The 19,031-nt window shown below is 74.0% G+C and carries 17 protein-coding genes, 1 rRNA gene and 1 pseudogene; 14 read left to right on the forward strand and 5 right to left on the reverse strand.

Translation table 11 applies throughout. The annotated features are described in order from the left end of the window. A 5S ribosomal RNA gene (gene rrf, locus ACIPAE_RS29990) occupies positions 1–92 on the forward strand; the annotation flags it as partial. 99 nt (positions 93–191) lie between these two features. Here rrf and ACIPAE_RS29995 read toward each other — a convergent pair. Beyond that, positions 192–1,418 (reverse strand): hypothetical protein, encoded by a 1,227-nt coding sequence (locus tag ACIPAE_RS29995; RefSeq protein WP_402449423.1) that lies wholly within the window; start codon positions 1,416–1,418, stop codon positions 192–194. A 150-nt stretch (positions 1,419–1,568) separates the two neighbouring features. On the opposite strand from ACIPAE_RS29995, the pseudogene ACIPAE_RS30000 reads away from it, so the two are divergent. Next, positions 1,569–2,384: pseudogene (locus ACIPAE_RS30000) on the forward strand (hypothetical protein); the annotation flags it as partial. A gap of 382 nt (positions 2,385–2,766) precedes the next feature. Here the strand turns inward: ACIPAE_RS30000 and ACIPAE_RS30005 are convergent. Further along, positions 2,767–4,101 carry a DUF1015 family protein gene (locus ACIPAE_RS30005; protein ID WP_402449425.1) on the reverse strand — a complete coding sequence of 445 codons (1,335 nt, stop codon included), beginning with the start codon at positions 4,099–4,101 and terminating at the stop codon, positions 2,767–2,769. Positions 4,102–4,176: 75 nt separating this feature from the next. Here ACIPAE_RS30005 and ACIPAE_RS30010 point away from each other — a divergent pair, with 75 nt between their 5' ends. The 4 genes from ACIPAE_RS30010 to ACIPAE_RS30025 all read left to right on the forward strand — a co-directional run bounded on the left by ACIPAE_RS30010 (position 4,177) and on the right by ACIPAE_RS30025 (position 7,933). Beyond that, positions 4,177–5,199: an HAD-IIA family hydrolase gene (locus ACIPAE_RS30010; protein ID WP_402449428.1), complete on the forward strand. Its 1,023-nt coding sequence runs from the start codon at positions 4,177–4,179 to the stop codon at positions 5,197–5,199. A gap of 195 nt (positions 5,200–5,394) precedes the next feature. Further along, positions 5,395–5,892 (forward strand): SigE family RNA polymerase sigma factor, encoded by a 498-nt coding sequence (locus ACIPAE_RS30015; RefSeq protein WP_329370776.1) that lies wholly within the window; start codon positions 5,395–5,397, stop codon positions 5,890–5,892. Then, positions 5,885–6,445 (forward strand): hypothetical protein, encoded by a 561-nt coding sequence (locus ACIPAE_RS30020; RefSeq protein ID WP_402449432.1) that lies wholly within the window; start codon positions 5,885–5,887, stop codon positions 6,443–6,445. Before ACIPAE_RS30015 ends, ACIPAE_RS30020 begins: the two co-directional genes overlap by 8 nt. A 249-nt stretch (positions 6,446–6,694) precedes the next feature. After that, positions 6,695–7,933, forward strand: a complete 1,239-nt coding sequence (locus ACIPAE_RS30025) for a mannosyltransferase family protein (RefSeq protein ID WP_402449434.1) — start codon at positions 6,695–6,697, stop codon at positions 7,931–7,933. 49 nt (positions 7,934–7,982) lie between these two features. On the opposite strand, the gene ACIPAE_RS30030 is transcribed toward ACIPAE_RS30025, so the two are convergent. Beyond that, positions 7,983–8,888: a siderophore-interacting protein gene (locus tag ACIPAE_RS30030; protein WP_402449435.1), complete on the reverse strand. Its 906-nt coding sequence runs from the start codon at positions 8,886–8,888 to the stop codon at positions 7,983–7,985. A 4-nt stretch (positions 8,889–8,892) separates the two neighbouring features. Beyond that, positions 8,893–9,948, reverse strand: a complete 1,056-nt coding sequence (locus ACIPAE_RS30035; RefSeq protein WP_329370784.1) for an ABC transporter substrate-binding protein — start codon at positions 9,946–9,948, stop codon at positions 8,893–8,895. Positions 9,949–10,003: 55 nt separating this feature from the next. Between ACIPAE_RS30035 and ACIPAE_RS30040 the strand changes: the two genes are divergently transcribed. The 3 genes from ACIPAE_RS30040 to ACIPAE_RS30050 all read left to right on the forward strand — a co-directional run bounded on the left by ACIPAE_RS30040 (position 10,004) and on the right by ACIPAE_RS30050 (position 13,286). After that, positions 10,004–11,071, forward strand: a complete 1,068-nt coding sequence (locus ACIPAE_RS30040) for an iron chelate uptake ABC transporter family permease subunit (protein WP_329370786.1) — start codon at positions 10,004–10,006, stop codon at positions 11,069–11,071. Further along, positions 11,068–12,099: an iron chelate uptake ABC transporter family permease subunit gene (locus ACIPAE_RS30045; RefSeq protein ID WP_329370788.1), complete on the forward strand. Its 1,032-nt coding sequence runs from the start codon at positions 11,068–11,070 to the stop codon at positions 12,097–12,099. The genes ACIPAE_RS30040 and ACIPAE_RS30045 overlap by 4 nt, the downstream gene beginning before the upstream one ends. Positions 12,100–12,245: 146 nt before the next feature. After that, positions 12,246–13,286 carry an ABC transporter ATP-binding protein gene (locus ACIPAE_RS30050; protein WP_402449440.1) on the forward strand — a complete coding sequence of 347 codons (1,041 nt, stop codon included), beginning with the start codon at positions 12,246–12,248 and terminating at the stop codon, positions 13,284–13,286. Here the strand turns inward: ACIPAE_RS30050 and ACIPAE_RS30055 are convergent. Beyond that, complete coding sequence (locus tag ACIPAE_RS30055; RefSeq protein ID WP_329370792.1) at positions 13,234–13,581, reverse strand: SCP2 sterol-binding domain-containing protein; 348 nt, start codon at positions 13,579–13,581, stop codon at positions 13,234–13,236. The genes ACIPAE_RS30050 and ACIPAE_RS30055 overlap by 53 nt on opposite strands. Positions 13,582–13,732: 151 nt before the next feature. Here ACIPAE_RS30055 and ACIPAE_RS30060 point away from each other — a divergent pair, with 151 nt between their 5' ends. From ACIPAE_RS30060 to recN, 5 genes are all read left to right on the forward strand, one after another. Then, complete coding sequence (locus ACIPAE_RS30060; RefSeq protein ID WP_402449442.1) at positions 13,733–14,971, forward strand: hypothetical protein; 1,239 nt, start codon at positions 13,733–13,735, stop codon at positions 14,969–14,971. Continuing rightward, positions 14,964–15,269, forward strand: a complete 306-nt coding sequence (locus ACIPAE_RS30065; protein ID WP_329370796.1) for a hypothetical protein — start codon at positions 14,964–14,966, stop codon at positions 15,267–15,269. Before ACIPAE_RS30060 ends, ACIPAE_RS30065 begins: the two co-directional genes overlap by 8 nt. A 7-nt stretch (positions 15,270–15,276) precedes the next feature. After that, positions 15,277–16,083: a TlyA family RNA methyltransferase gene (locus ACIPAE_RS30070; protein WP_328462509.1), complete on the forward strand. Its 807-nt coding sequence runs from the start codon at positions 15,277–15,279 to the stop codon at positions 16,081–16,083. Between the two features lie 77 nt (positions 16,084–16,160). After that, on the forward strand, positions 16,161–17,045 hold the full coding sequence (locus ACIPAE_RS30075; protein ID WP_366413605.1) for an NAD kinase: 885 nt from the start codon (positions 16,161–16,163) through the stop codon (positions 17,043–17,045). Between the two features lie 142 nt (positions 17,046–17,187). Then, a complete protein-coding gene (recN, locus tag ACIPAE_RS30080; RefSeq protein ID WP_402449446.1) occupies positions 17,188–18,966 on the forward strand; it encodes a DNA repair protein RecN in 1,779 nt (592 codons plus the stop codon). The last annotated feature ends 65 nt before the right edge of the window (positions 18,967–19,031 follow it).

Consider the following 19,031-nt stretch of genomic DNA (forward strand, 5'->3'; position numbering starts at 1 on the left):
CGCCCGGTTACATTCCGAACCCGGAAGCTAAGCCTTTCAGCGCCGATGGTACTGCAGGGGGGACCCTGTGGGAGAGTAGGACACCGCCGAACAATCTTTCTGGACCCTTGGTCCTGGCCTGAGCGCTGGGACCAGGGGTCCTTTTTGTTGTGCTCGAAGCGCGTCCTCCCGGCCGCTACGGGAGACTTGAACTACAGCAGTACGATCCGACAGGAGTCACGTCGATGTCCAACTCGCCCGAAGACAGGCCCGAGCGCGGCGATCACCGCCGCGAGGATCGGCGTGACGACCGTCCCGGTGGCCCGCGTCGCGATGACCACCGTGGTGGCGCCGGCAACCGTCGCGACGACCGTTCCGACCGGCCGCGCTATGACCGCCCCCGTGACGACCGTCAGGGCGGTGGCGGCGGTTTCCGTCGCGATGACCGCCCGGGTGGCGGTGGCGGTTTCCGCAGGGACGACCGCCCGCGTGATGACCGTCCGCGTGGTCCGCGTCGTGATGACGACCGTGGCGGGTTCCGTCGTGACGATCGCCCCGGTGGTGGTGGCGGTGGCTTCCGCCGTGACGACCGTTCGGACCGGCCGCGCTTTGACCGTCCCCGTGATGACCGTCCTCGTGATGACCGCAGGGATGACCGTCCGCGTGGTCCGCGTCGTGATGACGATCGCGGTGGGTTCCGTCGTGACGACCGCCCCGGTGGTGGTGGTGGCTTCCGTCGCGATGACCGTTCGGACCGGCCCCGCTACGACCGCCCGCGCGACGACCGTCCGGGTGGCGGTGGCGGTGGTTTCCGGCGTGATGACCGTCCTCGTGATGACCGCAGGGATGACCGTCCGCGTGGGCCGCGTCGTGATGACGACCGTGGTGGGTTCCGTCGTGACGACCGCCCCGGTGGTGGTGGCGGTGGCTTCCGTCGCGATGACCGTTCGGACCGTCCCCGCTATGACCGCCCGCGCGACGACCGTCCGGGTGGCGGTGGTGGCGGTTTCCGGCGTGATGACCGTCCTCGTGATGACCGCAGGGATGACCGTCCGCGTGGTCCGCGTCGTGATGACGACCGTGGTGGGTTCCGTCGTGACGACCGCCCCGGTGGTGGTGGCGGTGGCTTCCGCCGTGACGACCGTTCGGACCGTCCCCGCTATGACCGCCCGCGCGACGACCGTCCCCGCGACGACCGTCCTCGATACGACCGTCCCCGTGATGACCGCAGGGACGACCGTCCCGGCGGCGGGTTCCGTCGTGACGACCGCCCGCGTGATGACCGTCGTGATGACCGCAGGGACGACCGTCCGCGTGGTCCGCGTCGTGATGACGACCGCGGCGGCTTCCGCCGTGACGACCGCCCGCGTGATGACCGGCGCGACGACCGCAGGGACGACCGTCCGCGCGGCCCGCGGCGCGACGACGACCGCGGCCATGGCCGGCGTCCGGCGGTGCAGGGCCGGGGCAGGTTCGAGAGCCGCGGCGGTCGGGACGAGCGCAGGGACGACCGCGAGCCGGTCAGGCGGCTGCCGATCCCGGAGGAGGTCACCGGCCAGGAGATCGACCCGAGCGTGCGGCAGGAGCTGATGAGCCTGCCGAAGACGCTCGCGGAAGACGTGGCACGCAACCTGGTGATGGTCGCGCGGCTCCTCGACGAGGAGCCGGAGCAGGCGTACGCGTACTCACGTGTCGCGCTGCGGCTCGCCTCGCGCGTCGCGGCGGTCCGGGAGGCGGCCGGCTTCGCGTCGTACGCGACCGAGCGGTACTCGGAGGCGCTGGCGGAATTCCGCACCACCCGGCGGATGACCGGCACGGTGGACCTGTGGCCGGTGATGGCCGACTGCGAGCGCGGGCTCGGGCGGCCCGAGCGCGCCCTGGAGATGGCGGGTGCGCCCGAGGTGCACAAGCTGGACAAGGCCGGGCAGGTCGAGATGCGGCTGGTCGCGGCCGGCGCCCGGCAGGACCTCGGCCAGGCCGAGGCCGCGGTGGTCACCCTCCAGAGCTCGGAGCTGGCGGCGAACGCCATCCACCCGTGGACGGCCCGGCTGCGTTACGCCTACGCCGACGCGCTGCTCGCGGTCGGCCGGGAGACCGAGGCCCGCGAGTGGTTCGCGAAGGCGGTGGAGGCCGACCACAACGGGACGACCGACGCCTCCGACCGGCTCGCCCAGCTCGACGGTGTCGCGTTCGTGGACGCTTTCGAGGGTGACGAGGACGACGACGAGGCCGGCCACGCGTCGGACGCGGGCACGGACGCCGCGACGGACGCGCCCGCCGGCGCCGACGTGGTGGTCGAGGTGATCGACGACGGCCTGACCGACGAGGTCGTGGTCGACGACGAGGACGCCGACGACGCGGACGACGCGGACGACGCCGACTTCGACGACGAGGACGACGCCGACTCGGACGACGAGGACGACGAGGACGACGAGGACCGCGACGACGCGGACTCCTCGTCCGACGTGAAGGCCGATGCCAAGGCGGCCGGCATCTCGGAGGACACCGAGGACACCGAGGACACGGAGGACGCCCAGGACACGGACGACGCCGAGGACAGCGCCGAGGACGTCAAGGACCCGGCGGGCGACGAGGACCAGGTGACCGGCGACGACGCCGGATCGGCCGAGCCGTCGTCCTTCCTCGACTCCCCGTTCCGCGCCCCGGCGCACCCGGAGCGCGAGGACGACTGAACGTCCTTCACCATCCGGTGAGTTGAGGGCGGCATCCGCGACCACGCGGGTGCCGCCCTCGCCGTTTCGCAGGCGGCGGAATGGCGCCGGCCGGTCATCCCAGCTCGACGCTCCGCATCACCAGCCCGCTCGCCGGCTTCGGCCCGAAGGACGTGGACTTGCGGGGCATCATCACGCCCTGGCGGGCCAGGTCGAGCACGATGTGCTCGCGCACCGGGTGCATCAGCACGGCGGTGCCGCCGAGCTGCTCGGCGAGGCGGACCGCCGCCTCGGTGTCGTGGATGTAGCGGATGTGGTCGGGGGAGTCCGGCACCTGCCAGACGCGGTCGAGCAGCAGGCTGTGCAGCACGGCGGCGTCCAGCCGCCGCCACGGCTCCGGCCGGTCCTCCGGCACGGCCTCCCGCAGCAGCACGGGGTCGGGCCGGTCCAGCAGGTGGAAGGAACCGTCGCCCGCCAGTACGAAGGCGTTGCCGCCGGCACCCGTACCGGTGCCCCTACCCGCGCTCCCGTCCGGAAGCGCCCCCTCCGCTTCCGCGCTCGCCTCCTTCAGCGCCTCCAGCGCCCCCGCCAGATCGCCGCCGGCCAGCCGCCGTACCCGGAAGACGTGGCGCGCGGCCGCGAGGGCGGCGGCGGACGGGAGTTCCGGCAGCACGCGGTGGATGGCGCGTACCCGCAGGGGGTAGCGGGCGGTGTCCACGAGCAGCACGAGGCCGTAGTCCCAGCCGGTGCCGGGCGGGTGGGCGGTCTGGAGCCGGCGGTAGGTGGCCCAGCGGTGGTGCCCGTCGGCGATGAGGGCCTGGCGGTCGGCGAGTTCGGCGTCGATCGCGGTGAGGTCGGCGGGATCGGTGAGCGCCCACAGCCGGTGCCGTACGCCGTCCTCGGTGGTGGTGGCGAGCAGGGGGTCCGCGGCGGTGGCGGTGCGCTCGACGACGCGGGCGGTGGCGGGGCCGTCCCGGTAGGCGAGCAGCAGGGGTTCGAGGTTGGCCGCGGTCGCGCGCATCAGGGCGGCGCGGTCGGCGACCGGTCCCGGCATGACGTCCTCGTGCGGCAGCACGGCCCCCTCCTCGGGACCGCTCAGCCGCAGGGCGCCGATCACCCCGCGCTGGAGGTGGTCGCCGTCGCGCTGCTCGTAGACGTAGAGGGCGGGGACCGGGTCGGGGGCGAGGACGCCCCGGTCGAGCCAGGCCGCCAGGGTGCGGGCGGCCTTGCGGTGGCGGGCGTCAGGGGTGGCGGCGTCCGGGAGGATCAGCCGGACCACGTTGTACGGGTCGGCGGTCTCCAAGTGGCGCTGTCCGTCGGGGCGTACCACGACGTCGTACGGTGGCGACGTGACGGCGGCGAGGCTGCCGACGCGCTCCCGTACGAAGCGCAGCCCGCGGAAGGGCGCCAGGTGAGGGCCCCGCGGGTGGTCCTGATCGGTCTCACTCATCCGCGCATGCTACGACGCCCTCGGGCATGGGGGATGATCGACGGGTAGTCCGCACTCGAAGGAGCGAGCCCCGCCATGACGCACCGCACCAGCCCGCACGGCAGCGAAGAGTCGCTGGACACCGCGTACGACACCGCGCTCCTCGACCTCGACGGTGTCGTCTACGCGGGTGGGGAGGCGATCGCGCACGCGGTGGAGTCGCTCGGCACGGCGCGTGAGCACGGCATGCACCTCGCCTATGTCACCAACAACGCCTCGCGCACGCCGGATACGGTCGCGGAGCACCTGACGCGGCTGGGGGTGCCGGCGGGCGCGGCCGACGTGATCACCTCGGCGCAGGCGGTGGCACGGCTGATCGCGGACCAGGTGCCGGCGGGTTCGAAGGTGCTCGCGGTGGGCGGCGAGGGGCTGATGACCGCGCTGCGGGAGCGCGGGCTGGTGCCGGTGGACTCCGCGGACGACGACCCGGTGGCCGCGGTGCAGGGGTACGGACCGGATCTGCGGTGGTCGCAGCTGGCGGAGATGGCGTACGCGGTCAACCGCGGGGTGCCGTGGTTCGCGTCGAACACCGACCTGACCATCCCGAGCGGGCGGGGCATCGCGCCGGGCAACGGCGCCGCGGTGGAGGCGGTGCGCTTCGCGACCGGCGGTGCCCCGCAGGCCGCGGGGAAGCCGCTGCCGCCGATGCACCGGGAGACGGTGCTGCGCACCGGCGCGAAGCGGCCGTTGGTGGTCGGGGACCGGCTGGACACGGACATCGAGGGCGCGTTCGCGGGCGGTGTCGACTCGCTGCTGGTGCTGACCGGGATCACCGACGCGGCGGCGCTGCTCGCGGCCCCGCCGAAGCACCGGCCCACGTATGTCGGCCGCGACCTGCGGGATCTGCTCGCGGCGCAGCCGGGAGTGGAGGTCTCCGGCGAGGGGGCCGCGGTGTGCGGCGGCTGGACCGCGTCGGTGTCGGGCGGCGCGCTCACGGTCGAGGGCGGGGGCGAGCCGCTCGACGGGCTGCGCGCGTTGTGCGGGGCGGCCTGGAGCAGCGCGGGCGAGGGGAGTTGCGAGCTCGACGCGGCGAAGGCGGTCGCGCGCCTGGGGTTGTAGCCCGGGGGAGGGCCGGGAACGGGAGGAGCGGAGACCGGGGGAGGGTCGGGGCGGGAACGGGGAACCGGGAGCCGTGGGGGAGCCCCGCGCATCCGGAGTATGACGCAGGTCACGTCGCGAAGTGGTGCGCGGTGTAGACCGGATCGGGCCCGACGAGCGTATGCCCGGTGAGACCGAGCAGACCGGGAGCGATCGTTGACCGTCGAGGAGTTCGAGGAGTTCTACGCGCAGACGGTCGGTCGGCTGACCGGCCAGTTGTACGTGATGCTCGGCGATCACCAAGAGGCGCAGGACGTCGTGCAGGAGGCGTTCGTCCGGGGCTGGAGCCGGCGGCGCCAACTGCGGTCCGACGCACGCCCGGAGGCATGGGTGCGTACGGTCGCGTGGCGGCTGGCGGTGAGCCGGTGGCGTGGTCGGCGGCGCACCGCCGACGCCTGGCACCGGACCGGGCCGCCCATGCCCGCGGAAGGGCCGGGCCCGGAACCGGTGGTGCTGGTGGAGGCGTTGCGCGAGCTGCCGCCGAAGCAGCGCCGCACGCTGACCCTGCACTACGTCTGCGATCTCAGCGTCGACCAGATCGCGGCCGAGACCGGGGTGTCGGTGAGCACCGTCAAGACGCACCTGGTCCGCGGCCGCTCGGCGCTCGCCCACCTCCTGCACGATCCGCGGAACGAGGAGGCTCCCGGTGCCTGAACACCACGACATGCACGGCGGCTTCGGCGAGTTCGACGACGTCGGCGACTTCCCCGGTCCCGCCTTCGGCGCCGCCGGCCCCGGCCGGTCCCGGGAGCGGGACGGGGACGACCCGCTGCGCGGCCTGTTCAAGGCGGCCGCCGCGAGCGGTCAGGCCAGGACCCGGTCCGCGCCCCCGGCCGAGGTCCGGGCGCGCGGCGCGGCCCGGCGCAGACGGCGTACGGCGATTGCCGCGGCGGCCGCGTGCGTGGCGCTCGCCGGTACGGCCGCGGGGCTCGTCGCGACGCTGCCGCGCGGCGACGATCCGGTGTCGCCCAGCGGTGTCACCAGCAGCCGCGGCACGCCCAGCGGCGACGGCAGATCCGGCACCGCGACCAGCAGCGCGTCGTCGACCGCGGAGGACCCGACCCGCAGTCCGGACCCGTCCGGCCTGACCGGCACCACCCCGCCGACGGGCGTCGGACCTCCGGCGTCCGCCACCTCGGCCGGCGGCCTGCCGACCTATCCGCGGACCACGGAGCCCGGAACGCAGGGCCCTGACCACCAGCCCTGACCTCATGAGCCCCGACGACACGTCCCGTGGACGCAAGGCACGGCGGACGGCAAGCGCTGTGGACGGCAAGGGTCCTGAGCTGGACGCCCTGCCCCCCGCGCGCCGGCCACCGGCCGCCTTACCCCCGACACCCGCACCCGATCGCTGACTTCGCACCCTGATCCCGATATCCCGCACCGCCCCCGCCCGCGCGTCCCACCCGCCAGGGCGCGGTGCCGTACGTCCTGACGCAGCCCGGAAGGTCCGTTCATGACGCTCTCCTCCGCTCCGCCGGCCACCGAGGCGGCTCCGGCCGTACCCCGCGAACCCTCCGGCGCGCGGCGCCGACGCCCGTCCCCGGCACGGCGGTTCGCGGCCCGGCTGACGCCCGCCGACCGCGATGTGCTGTGGCTGTACGTCCTGACCCGGGCGGGGCTGTGGGTCACCGAGTACTGTGCCCGCTGGATCTTCCCGGCCGACACGGACAGCCACCGCCCGGTGTCGGTCCTCGCGCCGTGGCAGCAGTGGGACTGGGCGTACTACCTGCACATCGCGCGGGACGGCTACTTCCCCGCGGGCGGGCCCGGCCCCGGCGAGCAGGGCTGGGACAACCGCGACGCGTTCTTCCCCGGCTTCCCGATGGTGCTGCGCGCGGTCCACACGGTGATCCGGGACTGGACCGCGGCGGGGCTGACCATCTCGTTCGTGGCGGGCGCGGTCGCGGTGCTGGCGCTCGGCCGAATAGCCGGGCGGGACCTGCCGGGCGCCGACGCGGGGCGGCACACCGTACGGCTCTTCCTGCTGTCGCCGTGTGCGGTGTTCCTCGCGGCCGGCTACACCGAGGCGCTGTTCCTGGCGCTGGCGCTGCCCGCGTGGCTCGCGGCACGCCGGGCGGCCTGGGGCCAGGCGGCGGTGCTGACCTGCCTGGCCTGCGCGGTGCGGGTGAGCGGGCTCTTCCTGGCGGCGGCGCTCGCCGTCCAGTTCCTGGCCTCGGTGCGCCGCCCGCGCGACCTGCGCGCGCTGCCCTGGCTGGCGCTGCCCGCGCTGCCGCCGCTGCTGTACAGCGCCTACCTGAAGGGCCGCACCGGCGACTGGATGGCGTGGAAGGACGCGGAGGAGCGCGGCTGGGCCCGGGACTTCCACAGCCCCTGGACCGCGTGGCACCACACCTGGACCGCGGCGTTCGGGCACACCCAGAGCACCGGCTACGCGGCGATGTTCCAGGCCGAACTGCTCGCGATGCTGGCGGGTGTCGGCGTGCTGGTGTACCTGCTGTGGCGGCACCGCTGGGCCGAGGCGGTGTACATCGCGCTGAGCCTGTGGGCGCTGGGCACGTCGTACTGGTACATGTCGATCCCGCGGGCGGCGCTGCTGTGGTGGCCGCTGTGGACGTCGCTGTGCGCGGCGACCACGGTCCGGCCGCGGCTGCGCACCGCCTACTTCGCGGTGGCCGGACCGCTGGCCACCGTCGTCGCGCTGGCCTTCTTCACCGGCCGCTGGGCCGGGTGACGCGGCGCCGGCCCGTCCCGGGGCAGTGCCCGGGGCCCTGCCCCGCGCGCTATCCCGCGGCTCCCACCGCCGCCGGCTGCGCCTCGGCCGACTCCACCTTCTCCGCCTCGGCGGTGGCTTCGTCCTCGGCCGCGGCGATCGCGGCGGTGAGCAGGTCGTCCTCGGTGCGGCCCTGGCGCCAGTAGCCGGTGAAGGAGACGGACTTGCGGTCCAGGCCGCGCTCGGCGACCAGGTGGCGGCGCAGCGCGCGGACGCAGCCGGACTCGCCGGCCAACCAGGCGTAGCGGACGGTGCCTTCGGGGACGCGGGCGGCGCGGACCGCGTCGAGCAGGGGAGCGGTGCGGTCGTGGCCGCCGCGGACCAGCCAGGTGATCTCGGCGTCGGCCTCGGTGGGCAGCGGGACGCGGTCGTCGGGGTGACCGACCTCCACGAAGGCGCGCACCGGCAGGCCGGCGGGGAGCGCGGCGAGGATGTTCGCGAGCGCGGGCAGCGCGGTCTCGTCGGCGGTGAGCAGCACCCAGCCGGTGCCGGCCGGCGGCTGGAACTCGACGCCGCCGTTGTCCTCGGCGACGGGCGCGAGGATCGAGACGCTGTCGCCGGGGCGGGCCCGCGCGGCCCAGCGGGAGGCGGGGCCGAGGTCGCCGTGCAGCGCGAAGTCGACGTCGACCTGCGGCGGGTCCCCCCGTACGCCGCTGATGGTGTAGGTGCGCATGATGCCGCGTACGGCCGGGTCGAGCGCGCGCCAGTGGCCGTACCAGTCGCTGTCGAGGACGTCGGGCAGGACGGGGGCCGGCTGGCCGGGGTGCGGCAGGAACAGCTTGAAGCGCTGGTCGTGGCCGCCGCTGACGACCCGGGCGAGGTCCGCGCCGCCGAGCACGACCCGCAGCAGGGTCGGCGAGAGCTGATGGGTGCGCACCACGCGCGGGTGGAAGAAGTCGTAGGTCAGGTCGGACATGGTGTCAGATCACCTTCTTCGCGGACGTGATGGCCTTGGTCAGGGCGTCGATCCGGTCGGCGCACTTGGCGTAGGAGAAGATCGGCTCGCTCGGCCAGCCGAGCACCTGGCCGGCCTTGACCGCGGGGAGTTGGGCCCAGGTGGGTTTGCTGGTGAGGTCCTTGGGCTGGAGGGTGGCCGTGCGGTTGTCGAGCATGATGACGTCCGACTTGTACTTGTCGGCGTTCTCCCAGCTCAGCGTCTCGAAGAAGCCGCCCTTGACCTTGTTCGGGACGATGAAGTCCACCCCGAGGCTCTTGTAGTAGCTCAGGTCGGCGGCGGAGGAGGGGGTGGAGACGTAGAAGGAGTCGGTGCTCGCGGAGCCGGCCAGCACCGTGACGCCCGGGTGCGCCTTGGCGGCGGCGCGCAGGTCCGCGGACGACTTCTCGAAGCGGGCCTTCTGGGCGGCGTTGGCGCCGGTGGTCATGTCCGCGCCGAGGGACCGGGCGAGTTCGGCGTAGCGCTGGAGCGGCGTGGTCAGCGGGACACCGGCGACGTTGATGCCGACGCTGGGTGCCAGGGAGAGGATCTGCTTCGAGCTGTCGTCCGGGACGTACCAGAGGGTGGGGGCCTCGTACATGTGGCTGATCAGCAGGCCGGGGCTGAGGGCGGCGTACTTCTCGATGTTGAACTCGCCCCAGGTGTTGCCGAGTACGGTGACCTTCTTGACGTCGATGCCGCCGGCCATCGGGTCGGCGGAGCCGTCCTTGAGGGTGGTGGGGCCGAAGACGCCGGTGCACTCGATGCCGTAGTCGTGCAGGGCGGCCGCGGAACCGATGTAGGCCACAAGGTTGCCCGGGACGTGGGCGGCCTTTACGGTCTTCTTGCGGTCGTCGGTGAAGCTCCACGGGCCCGAGGCGGACGTGGTCTCCTTGCCGTCCGATTTCGCGGAGCCGGAGGAGCCGGAGTCCGATGACCCGCCGCACGCCGCCAGCAGCGCGCCGAGCCCGACCGATCCGCCCGCGGCGAGGACACCTCGGCGCGACAGTCCGGACGTTGTTGCGAAACGGGACGAATGCATGACGGCTACCGCTCTGCTCGAAGTGACCTGGCGAGGGTAGGCTAACCTAAGTTCCGTGCTGGTCGACCGTCACTCCCCGCCTCAGGCGGACACCGGACCCCCGTCCGCCCCGCCCCGCGGCAGCGTCTCCCGCGCCGACACGCGCCGGGCCGCCGGGCTGCTGCTGGCCCTGGGACTGCTCGTCCTCGTGGTGGTGGCGAGCGTCGCGATCGGCGCGCGGAACATCCCCGTCGACCAGGTGTGGCACGGCCTGTTCCACTACTCCGGCACCGACGACGACGTCGTGGTCCGCGAACTGCGGCTGCCGCGTACGGTTCTCGGCCTGATGGTCGGCGCGGCGCTCGGTGTGGCGGGGGCCGCCATGCAGGCGCTGACCCGCAACCCGCTCGCCGACCCCGGACTGCTCGGCGTCAACGCCGGCGCCGCCGCGGCCGTGGTCTCCGGGATCAGCTTCCTCGGCGTCACCTCGACCACCGGCTACGTCTGGTTCGCGCTGGCCGGCGCCGCCGTGGTCTCCGTGCTCGTCTACGCCATCGGCGGCAGCCGCTCCGCGACCCCGGTACGGCTCGCGCTCGCCGGCACCGCGATCACCGCGCTGCTCCAGGGCTGGACCACCGCGGTCGAACTCACCGACAAGGTCGCCTTGGACCGGATGCGCTTCTGGCAGGTCGGCTCGCTCGCCTCCGCGAACATGGCCACCGTCCGGGACATCGCGCCCTTCCTCGCGGTGGGCGCGGTGCTCGCCCTGGCCACCGCCCGCCCGCTGAACGCGGTCGCCCTCGGCGACGACACCGCGCGCGGGTTGGGCGCGAAACTCACCCGCACCCGCGTGATGGTGATGGCCGCGATCACCCTGCTGTGCGGCGCGGCCACCGCCGCGTGCGGCCCGATCGTCTTCGTCGGGCTGATGGTGCCGCACGTGGTGCGCGGCATCACCGGCCCCGACATGCGGTGGATACTCCCGTACGCCGCCGTGCTGTCGCCGGTGCTGCTGCTCGGCTCCGACGTCATCGGACGGGTCATCACCCGGCCCGCGGAACTCCAGGTCGGCATCGTCACCGCCGTCATCGGCGGTCCGGTCTTCATCGCGCTGGTCCGACGCCGAAGGATGGCCGAACTGTGAGCCAGACCGTACTGCGCCGCGGCGGCCGCTCCGTGCGTGTCGACCGGCGCTCGCTGCTGGTGTGCGCCGGCCTGGCCGTCATCGCGCTGGCCGTGTCGGTGGTGCTGATCGGCACCGGCGACTACCACATCGCCCCGCTCGACGTGCTGCGCAGCCTCACCGGCCACGGCAACCCGGGCCAGGACTTCATCGTCCGCCAACTGCGGCTGCCGCGGGTCGTGGTGGCGCTGCTGGTCGGCGCCAGCCTGGGCATGGCGGGCGCCGCCTTCCAGACCGTCTCCCGCAACCCGCTCGGCAGCCCCGACGTCATCGGCTTCGGCCAGGGCTCGGCGGCCGGCGCCCTCGTCGTGATCGTGCTGTTCAAGGGCCCGTCGTACCAGGTGTCGATCGGCGCGGTGGTGGGCGGCCTGCTGACCGGGATCGCGGTCTACCTGCTGGCCTGGAAGCGGGGGGTGCACGGCTACCGGCTGGTGCTGGTCGGCATCGGCGCCTCCGCGGTGCTGTCGGCCGTCAACAGCTACCTGCTGGTCAAGGCGGACATCGTGGACGCGGCGCGGGCCGTGGTGTGGATCACCGGGTCGCTCGACGGCCGCAGCTGGTCCCAGGCGTGGCCGCTGCTCGGCGCGGCCGTCGTCCTGATGCCGATCCTGCTCGTCAGCGGACGCGCGCTGCGGATCACCGAGATGGGCGATGACGCGGCCAGCGCGCTGGGTGTACACGTCGAGCGGATCAGGCTCATCACCGTCCTGGTCGCCGTGCTGCTCACCGCCTCCGCGACCGCGGCGGCCGGCCCGATCGCGTTCGTCGCCCTCACCGCGCCCCAACTCGCCCGCCGCCTCACCCGTTCACCCGGTGTCGCGCTCGTCCCGTCCGCCCTCATGGGCGCGGCCCTGCTGGTCGCCGCTGACTGGGCCGCCCAGCGCGCCTTCGGTTCGGGCGAGGTGCCGGTCGGCGTGGCCACCGGTGTCCTCGGCGGCGGCTACCTGCTGTGGCTGCTGATCAGCGAACGAAGGGCGGGGCGGATATGAGCGCGGACGGTGCGGCGCGGGAGGGCGCGGCAGGGGACGGCACGGCGCGGGAGGGAGCGGCGGCAGACGACAGGGCTCGGAACCGCTCCGGGGCGGAGCACGGCCAGGACCAGGCAACGGCACGACCAGGAAAGGGGTTCCGCCGGATGTTCCGCGGCACCGACAAGTCGACACGTACGACGGCGGAGGCGGCGGAGGCGGCGGAGGCCGCCGAGGTGGCCGGCGCCCACGGAACGATCACCCCGGCCCCGGCCGGCGGCACCCGCCTCGCCGCCGAGGCCGTCACCCTCGGCTACGACCAGCGGATCATCGCCGAGGACCTCTCGGTCGCGATACCCGACCGCTCCTTCACCGTCATCGTCGGCCCGAACGCCTGCGGCAAGTCGACATTGCTGCGTGCCCTGTCGCGGCTGCTGAAGCCCGCCGAGGGGCGGGTGCTGCTCGACGGGCGGGCGATCGGCGCGCTCCCCGCGAAGGCGGTGGCCAGGACGCTCGGCCTGCTCCCGCAGAGTTCGGTCGCGCCCGACGGCATCACCGTCTCCGGGCTGGTCGCCCGCGGCCGCTACCCGCACCAGGGCCTGCTGCGGCAGTGGTCCGCCGAGGACGAGCGGATCGTCGACGAGTCGATGGCCGCCACCGGCGTCGCCGCCCTCGCCGATCGCTATGTCGACGAACTCTCCGGCGGCCAGCGGCAACGCGTCTGGATCGCGATGGCCCTCGCCCAGCAGACCCCGCTGCTGCTGCTCGACGAGCCGACCACCTTCCTCGACATCCAGCACCAGATCGACGTCCTCGACCTGTGCGCGGACCTGCACGAGCAGCGCGGCCGCACCCTCGTCGCCGTCCTGCACGACCTCAACCAGGCCGCCCGCTACGCCACCCACCTCATCGCCATGAAGGACGGCCGGATCGAGGCCCAGGGCCCGCCCGCCGAGATCATCACCACCGAACTGGTGGAACGCGTCTTCGGAGTACGGTGCCGGATCATCGACGACCCGGAGAGCGGTACGCCGCTGGTCGTGCCGGCGGCCCGGCGCGCACCGGGGAAGACGGACGCGGAACGGGGTGACGCGGAACGGGCCGACACGGAACGGGCCGACACCGAGCACGTCGACACGGAGCAGGACGGCGCCGCTACAGCAGCGAGCGCAGCCTCAGCACGTCCCGCAGGCTCGCCTGCACCCTGACCCGGCCGGAGCCCCACGCCTTCGCGAAGTTCAGCTCGCCGCCGACCAGCCGGACCAGGTCGTCGCCGGTCATCGCCAGCCGGATCTGCGCCTTCCGCTCCGGCGCGCCCGGCAGCGTGACCACGTCCTGGATGCTGCCGGCCGCCAGCCGGCCCACGAAAGTCACGTCCAGGTCGGTGATCCGGCAGCTCAGCGAGCGGTCCAGCGCGGTGGCGTCACGGACCGCGCCATTGGCCTTCGCGAGGTTCTCCGACAAGGTGTCGAGCGCGCTGCGGCACTCCTCGATGGTGGCCATCGGCTGCGGTGTCTCCCGGTGGTGCGATACGTCCGGATGACGGTACCGCAGGGCCCGTGATCGGGGCACGGCCACGGAAAGAGGTAGCGTCGTCACCGCATGCATCAGCGTGCGGCGGCATGCGCCGACGGCGAGGCGAGGAGTGTGAGCGATGCGGGACGCACTGCGTACCTGTCTGCAGATCGCGGGCGGCCTGACAGAGGCCACCCGGCGCCGTGCGGTGGAGGCGGCCAAGGAGATGTTCGACCAGGCGGGGATCGACCCCGCGGCCCTTCAGGAGCGGATCGGTGCGGCGATCCCCCCGGAGGTGCAGACCCTCGCGGACGAGCTGATCGCCTCCGGCCGGGCCAACCGCGACCTGCTGCTCGGCATCGTCAGGGAAGAGGTCGACAAGACGATGGGCCGGGTCAGCCGGCTCGCCGACGAGGTCACCAAGGTCGGCGTCGTGCTGGAGACGCTGGAACGCCGGATCAGGAACCTGGAGACACCGCAGCCCGACGACGGGACGGCGGCCGGGTCCCAGGCCGCCGGCGGGTCCACGGGCCGGGCGGCCACCGCCAAGGAGCGGGCGCAGCGCACCGCCCCCACCCGCCCGACCACTCCGAAGCCGCCGGCCGGCCCGGCGTCGACGCCCCCGGTCGAGCACGTGCGGGTCGAGCCCGAGCCGGTGCAGCCCGCCAAGTCCGCGGCGGCGCCCGGGAGGCCGGGCGGCACCGCGCGGAAGTCGGTGGCCAACCCGCGCAGGACCGCGGCGACGGACCGGCCGGCGACCCCGCGCAGGGCCCCGGCCAAGAAGGCCGCGACCGCGACGAAGACGACAGCCGCGAAGAAGACCACCACGGCCGGGAAGACGGCGGCCAAGAAGCCGGCCGGCGTGAAGAAGACCGCCTCCGCGAAGAGGACCACCGCCAAGAAGGCCCCCGCGAAGACGACTTCCACGGCTCCCACGGCTTCCACTGCTTCGACGTCTTCGACCCCTTCGACGGCCGCGCCGAACCCGCCCGCCGGGACGGCACCGGCGACGACCGCCGCGAAGAAGACCACCACGGCGAAGAAGACCACCACGGCGAAGAAGACCACCACGGCGAAGAAGACCACCACGGCGAAGAAGACCACCACGGCGAAGAAGACCCCCGCCAAGAAGGCGGCCCCGGCCTCCGCGAAGAAGACGACGGCCGCGAAGAAGACCACCCCCGCGAAGAAGTCGGCCACCGCGACCAAGGCCGCCGGCACCAAGAAGTCGGCCACCAAGTCGGCCACCAAGAAGACCACCACCGCGAAGAAGGCGCCGGCCAAGAAGACCACCCCGGCCGCGAAGCCCACCCCGGCGCCCGCTCCGACGCAGGCGCCCGAGTCCGAGTCCACCCGGCCCGGCGGCGGCGATGAGTGAGAGCTACGATCTGCCCGGCGTGACCCCCGAGCCGCGACCCGCGACGGACCCGGACCCAACGCCCCCCGACGCACCCGGAACCGCCGCCGAGCAGCCGCCCACCGTGGCCGAAGCCGAGCGGCGCGCCGAGCCGTTGGGGGTGACGGTCGACGCGACGGGGAATGCTGAGGTGGACGCCGCGGTTGAGCGGCTGCGGGACGCGGACGCGCTCCCCACGGACGCGCACATCGAGGTCTACGAAGATGTGCACGCCGGACTGCGGAACGCGCTGACCGCGCTGGACGAGAACAGGGGCTGAACCGTACGTGGCACGACGCCGACTCGACGCCGAGCTGGTGCGCCGGAATCTCGCGCGCTCCCGTGAGCACGCAAGCCAGTTGATCGCCGCCGGCCGGGTGACCGTGGCCGGGGCGACCGCGACCAAGTCGGCCACGCAGGTGGAGACCAGCGTGGCCCTGGTCGTGGCCAAGAACGACGACGAACCCGACTACGTCTCGCGCGGCGGCCACAAACTGGCCGGCGCGCTCGCCGCGTTCACCCCGCGCGGCCTGGTCGTGGCCGGCCGCCGCGCCCTGGACGCGGGCGCCTCCACCGGCGGGTTCACCGACGTCCTGCTGCGCGCGGGCGCCGCCGAGGTGGTCGCCGTGGACGTCGGCTACGGCCAGCTCGCCTGGTCGCTGCAGAGCGACGACCGCGTCATCGTCAAGGACCGCACCAACGTGCGGGAGCTGACGCTGGAGGCGATCGACGGCCGGCCGGCCGAACTGGTCGTCGGCGACCTGTCGTTCATCCCGCTCGGCCTGGTGCTGCCCGCGCTGGTGCGCTGCGCCGCGCCCGACGCGGACCTGGTGCTGATGGTGAAGCCGCAGTTCGAGGTGGGCCGGGAACGGCTGGGCAGCGGCGGAGTGGTCCGCAGCACCGGACTGCGGGCCGAGAGCGTACGGAAGGTGGCCGAACAGGCCGCCGCCCTCGGGCTGGGCGCGCTCGGCGTCACCGCCAGCCCGCTTCCCGGCCCGTCCGGGAACGTGGAGTACTTTCTGTGGCTGCGCTCCGGCGCCCCCGCGCTGGACCCGGCCGAAGTCGACCGTGCTGTGGCGGAGGGGCCCCGATGACCGAGCTGTCCAAGCTGTCCACGTCACCTGATGCGGCGGGGTCACCTGACGAGGCGGGCGGGACCGCGATCCGTACCGTGTTCCTGCTCACCCACACCGGCCGCGAGTCGGCGATCCGCAGCGCCGAGCGGGTGGTGCACGGGCTGATGCGCTGCGGCATCGGGGTGCGGCTGCTGGAGGACGAGGCCGCGGATCTGCCGCTGCCGGCCGCCGTCGAGCTGGTCGGCGAGATCGGACCGGGGTCCGTACAGGGCTGCGAGCTGATCATCGTGCTGGGCGGCGACGGCACCCTGCTGCGCGGCGCGGAGTTCGCCCGCGCCTCGGGGGTGCCGATGCTCGGCGTCAACCTCGGCCGGGTCGGCTTCCTCGCCGAGGCCGAGCGGGACGACCTCGACAAGGTGGTGGACCGGGTCGTCACCAAGGAGTACGAGGTCGAGGAGCGGATGACCCTCGACGTGCTGGTCCGCAACGACGGCCGGGTCGTGCACACCGACTGGGCGCTCAACGAGGCGTCCGTGGAGAAGGCGTCGCGCGAACGCGTGCTGGAGGTCGTCACCGAGGTCGACGGCCGTCCCGTCTCCGGGTTCGGCGGCGACGGCGTGGTCTGCGCCACCCCGACCGGCTCCACCGCCTACGCGTTCTCCGCCGGCGGGCCCGTGGTCTGGCCGGAGGTCGAGGCGCTGCTCATGGTGCCGATCAGCGCGCACGCGCTCTTCGCCCGGCCGCTGGTGACCTCGCCGCGGTCCGTGCTCGCGGTCGAGGTGCAGCCGCAGTCCCAGCAGGGCGTGCTGTGGTGCGACGGGCGGCGGACCGTCCAACTCCTGCCGGGCGCCCGGGTGGAAGTGCGGCGCGGCGCCGTCCCGGTACGGCTGGCGAGGCTGCACCACGCGTCCTTCACGGACCGTCTGGTCGCCAAGTTCGCGCTCCCCGTCTCCGGCTGGCGCGGGGTCGCGGCGCCCTGACCCCCGGGGCCGCGGGGAAGCGAGGCAGAGCCGGCGGGAGCACCCCCCGCCGGTCACTCGCCCGCCGTTCTCCCGCCGCCAGGTCCGGGGAACTCACGCGAACGGGTACCCCGGGCGGTCCCACGGCCAGCCGAAACCTCGTATGGTCGTATCCGTGTTGGAGGAAATGCGGATTCGGTCGCTCGGAGTCATCGAGGATGCCGTGGTGGAGCTGTCCCCCGGCTTCACCGCGGTGACCGGTGAGACCGGCGCGGGCAAGACCATGGTCGTCACCAGTCTGGGGCTGCTGCTCGGCGGCCGCGCCGACCCCGCGCTGGTGCGGATCGGCGCCAAGCACGCGGTGGTCGAGGGCCGGATCGGCCTCGACCCGGGGGCGCCGGCCGCGGTGCGCGCCGTGGAGGCGGGCGCCGAGCTGGACGACGGCGCCCTGCTGATCAGCCGTACCGTTTCGGCCGAGGGGCGCTCTCGCGCGCACGTCGGCGGCCGGGGCGTGCCGGTCGGGCTGCTCGGTGAACTCGCCGACGAGCTCGTCGCGGTGCACGGCCAGACCGACCAGCAGGGCCTGCTGCGCCCGGCGCGGCAGCGCGAGGCCCTGGACCGGTACGCGGGCGACGCCGTCGCCGGGCCGCTGGTGAAGTACGGCTCCGCGTACCGCCGGCTGCGGGACGTGGCCGAGCAGCTCGACGAACTGACCACCCGCGCCCGGGAACGCGCCCAGGAGGCGGACCTGCTCCGCTTCGGCGTCGAGGAGATCTCCGCGGCCGAGCCGCTGCCGGGCGAGGACGTCGAACTCGCCGCCGAGGCCGAACGCCTCGGCCACGCCGAAGCGCTCGCCTCCGCGGCCACCCTCGCGCACGCGGGCCTCGCCGGGAACCCGGAGGACCCCGAGGGCGTCGACGCGGGCACCGTGATCGCGGCTGCCCAGCGCGCGCTGGACGCGGTCAGCGCCCATGACCCGGTCCTGGCCGACCTCGCGGTGCGGCTCGGCGAGATCGGCATCCTCGCCGGCGACGTCGCGGGCGAACTCGCTGGATACGCCGACAACCTGGACGCCGACCCGCTGCGGCTGGCCGCCGTCGAGGAGCGCCGCTCCGTCCTCGCGCACCTCGTCCGCAAGTACGGCACCGACGCCGCCGACGAGGGGGAGGGCGGCGGCATCGACGCGGTGCTCGCGTGGGGCGAGCGCAGCGCCACCCGGCTCACCGAACTCGAAGGCGACGACGAGCGGATCGCCGAGCTGACCGCGGAACGCGACGGGCTGCGCACCGAACTCGGCGACCTCGCCCAGCACCTCACCGACGCCCGTACCGAGGCGGCCGAACGGTTCGCCGTCGCCGTCACCGCGGAACTCGCCGAACTCGCCATGCCGCACGCCCGCGTGACCGTCGCGATCCGGCAGACCGAGGCGGCCGACCCGGCGACCGGGATCGAGGTCGGCGGCCGCGCGGTCGTGCACGGTCCCACCGGCGCCGACGAGGTCGAGCTCCAACTCGCCCCGCACCCCGGCTCTCCGGCGCGGCCCATCGCCAAGGGCGCCTCCGGCGGTGAGCTGTCCCGGGTGATGCTCGCGGTGGAAGTGGTCTTCGCCGGGTCCGACCCGGTGCCCACGTACCTGTTCGACGAGGTCGACGCCGGGGTCGGCGGCAAGGCGGCGGTCGAGGTCGGCCGGCGGCTCGCCCGGCTGGCGCGCACCGCCCAGGTCGTCGTGGTCACCCACCTTCCGCAGGTCGCGGCCTTCGCCGACCGGCAGTTGCTGGTCGAGAAGACCAACGACGGGTCCGTCACCCGCAGCGGTGTCTCCGTGCTCGAAGGGGAGGACCGCGTGCGCGAGCTGTCCCGCATGCTCGCGGGGCTGGAGGACTCGGAGCTGGGCCGCGCCCACGCCGAGGAACTCCTCGCCGCGGCCAAGGCGTCCCGCTGAACGCGTCCTCCGGGCCGTCCCGTCCGGTCGGGTCCGGGGCCACCTGACGATGGCCGGCTGCCCGG

The organism is Streptomyces sp. NPDC087270 (assembly GCF_044744625.1).
Taxonomy (GTDB): Bacteria; Actinomycetota; Actinomycetes; order Streptomycetales; family Streptomycetaceae; genus Actinacidiphila.

What these genes read in the sequence shown, in the direction of transcription:
- ACIPAE_RS29995 (WP_402449423.1), bottom strand. Translation starts at nt 1,418, where the DNA reads ATGGCCGCGGTCGTCGTCGCGCCGCGGGCCGCGCGGACGGTCGTCCCT.
- ACIPAE_RS30005 (WP_402449425.1), bottom strand. Translation starts at nt 4,101, where the DNA reads ATGAGTGAGACCGATCAGGACCACCCGCGGGGCCCTCACCTGGCGCCC.
- ACIPAE_RS30010 (WP_402449428.1), top strand. Translation starts at nt 4,177, where the DNA reads ATGACGCACCGCACCAGCCCGCACGGCAGCGAAGAGTCGCTGGACACC.
- ACIPAE_RS30025 (WP_402449434.1), top strand. Translation starts at nt 6,695, where the DNA reads ATGACGCTCTCCTCCGCTCCGCCGGCCACCGAGGCGGCTCCGGCCGTA.
- ACIPAE_RS30030 (WP_402449435.1), bottom strand. Translation starts at nt 8,888, where the DNA reads ATGTCCGACCTGACCTACGACTTCTTCCACCCGCGCGTGGTGCGCACC.
- ACIPAE_RS30035 (WP_329370784.1), bottom strand. Translation starts at nt 9,948, where the DNA reads ATGCATTCGTCCCGTTTCGCAACAACGTCCGGACTGTCGCGCCGAGGT.
- ACIPAE_RS30050 (WP_402449440.1), top strand. Translation starts at nt 12,246, where the DNA reads ATGTTCCGCGGCACCGACAAGTCGACACGTACGACGGCGGAGGCGGCG.
- ACIPAE_RS30055 (WP_329370792.1), bottom strand. Translation starts at nt 13,581, where the DNA reads ATGGCCACCATCGAGGAGTGCCGCAGCGCGCTCGACACCTTGTCGGAG.
- ACIPAE_RS30060 (WP_402449442.1), top strand. Translation starts at nt 13,733, where the DNA reads ATGCGGGACGCACTGCGTACCTGTCTGCAGATCGCGGGCGGCCTGACA.
- ACIPAE_RS30065 (WP_329370796.1), top strand. Translation starts at nt 14,964, where the DNA reads ATGAGTGAGAGCTACGATCTGCCCGGCGTGACCCCCGAGCCGCGACCC.
- recN (WP_402449446.1), top strand. Translation starts at nt 17,188, where the DNA reads ATGGTCGTATCCGTGTTGGAGGAAATGCGGATTCGGTCGCTCGGAGTC.